1 rRNA gene is annotated in these 1,992 nt (G+C 56.1%); it reads left to right on the top strand.

Going from position 1 to position 1,992, the window contains the following annotated elements:
- Positions 1-1,992: ribosomal RNA gene (locus tag H8S64_RS21960) — 23S ribosomal RNA — on the top strand; the annotation flags it as partial.

Here is a 1,992-nt window from a genome sequence, read left to right as displayed (position 1 = left end):
GGGTAGGGGTGAAAGGCCAATCAAACTGGGAAATAGCTCGTACTCTCCGAAATGCATTTCGGTGCAGCCTGTGGTGTTCTGTTCTAGAGGTAGAGCTACTGATTGGACGCGAGGGCTTCACCGCCTATCAAATCCGGATAAACTCCGAATGCTAGAACACTTGAACCATGGAGTGAGCCCGCGGGTGCTAAGGTCCGCGGACGAGAGGGGAAGAACCCAGACCACCCGCTAAGGTCCCCGATGGACGGTTAAGTTGATAAAACGAGGTGGGATCGCGAAGACAGCTAGGATGTTGGCTTGGAAGCAGCCATTCATTTAAAGAGTGCGTAACAGCTCACTAGTCGAGTGATCCCGCGTGGATAATACACGGGCATTAAACCGTCAACCGAAGCGGTGGGGTTAGCATTAGCTAACCGGTAGGAGAGCATTCCTGTCGGCGCCGAAGGTGTATCGCGAGGTACGCTGGAGCGTCAGGAAAAGCAAATGTAGGCATAAGTAACGATAATGGGGGCGAGAACCCCCCACGCCGAAAGACCAAGGATTCCCCGGCAATGCCAATCAGCCGGGGGTCAGCCGGCCTCTAAGGCTAACCCGAGTGGGGATGCCGACGAGAAACGGGTTAACATTCCCGTGCTTCTCGTCACCGTTACGCGGTGACGGGGTGACCAAGGAACCGCGCGCTGACGGAATAGCGCGTTGAAGGCCGTACCCGATGACGGTGGTAGTCAAGCACGCCACCGGAGGCGAAAGCCGATAGTACCGCGAGGCCTCGGCCGAGCGGATAGCGTTCCGGGCGTTAACCCCCGAGAAAACCCGCTAAACTTCAAGTGACGAGGAACCGTACTGTAAACGGACACACGTGGTCTGGTAGAGGATACCGAGGCGCTCGAGTGATTCATGGTCAAGGAACTAGGCAAAATAGTCCTGTAACCTCGGGATAAAGGACGCTCTAGTGATAGAGCCGCAGAGAAATGGCCCAGGCGACTGTTTACCAAAAACACATGGCTATGCCAAATCGAGAGATGACGTATATGGCCTGACACCTGCCCGGTGCCGGAAGGTTAAGAGGAGAGCTTAGACGAAAGTCGAGGGTTTGAATTGAAGCCCCGGTAAACGGCGGCCGTAACTATAACGGTCCTAAGGTAGCGAAATTCCTTGTCGGGTAAGTTCCGACCTGCACGAATGGTGTAACGATCTGGGCACTGTCTCGACCATGAGCTCGGTGAAATTGTAGTTCCGGTGAAGATGCCGGGTACCCGCGACGGGACGGAAAGACCCCGTGAACCTTTACTGCAGCTTCGCGTTGTTCCCGGGCACGGGACGTGTAGGATAGGTCGGAGGCAATGAAGCGGTTTCGCCAGGAATCGTGGAGCCATCGTTGAAATACGACCCTTCTCTTGTCTGGGATCTAACTCTTCGTGAGAGGACACCGCGTGGTGGGTAGTTTGACTGGGGTGGTCGCCTCCAAAAGCGTAACGGAGGCTTCCAAAGGTACCCTCCGGTTGATTGGTAATCAACCTTCGAGTGCAATGGCACAAGGGTGCTTGACCGGGAGACACACAAGTCGATCGGGTGCGAAAGCAGGGCATAGTGATCCGGTGATCCCGCGTGGAAGGGTCATCGCTCAAAGGATAAAAGGTACTCCGGGGATAACAGGCTGATCGCTCCCAAGAGCTCATATCGACGGAGCGGTTTGGCACCTCGATGTCGGCTCGTCACATCCCGGGGCTGGAGAAGGTCCCAAGGGTTCGGCTGTTCGCCGATTAAAGTGGCACGCGAGCTGGGTTCAGAACGTCGTGAGACAGTTCGGTCCCTATCTGTCGTGGGCGTAGGAGATTCGCGAGGTCCTGACTCTAGTACGAGAGGACCGGGTTGGACGCGCCGCTAGTGAACCGGTTATGACGCCAGTCGTACGGCCGGGTAGCCACGCGCGGACGGGATAAGCGCTGAAAGCATCTAAGCGCGAAGCCTGCCTCAAGATGAGATCTCCTT

The sequence above is a fragment of the Butyricimonas hominis genome (assembly GCF_014287455.1).
GTDB lineage: Bacteria > Bacteroidota > Bacteroidia > Bacteroidales > Marinifilaceae > Butyricimonas > Butyricimonas muris.
This window is presented reverse-complemented; position numbering and strand designations above follow the sequence as displayed.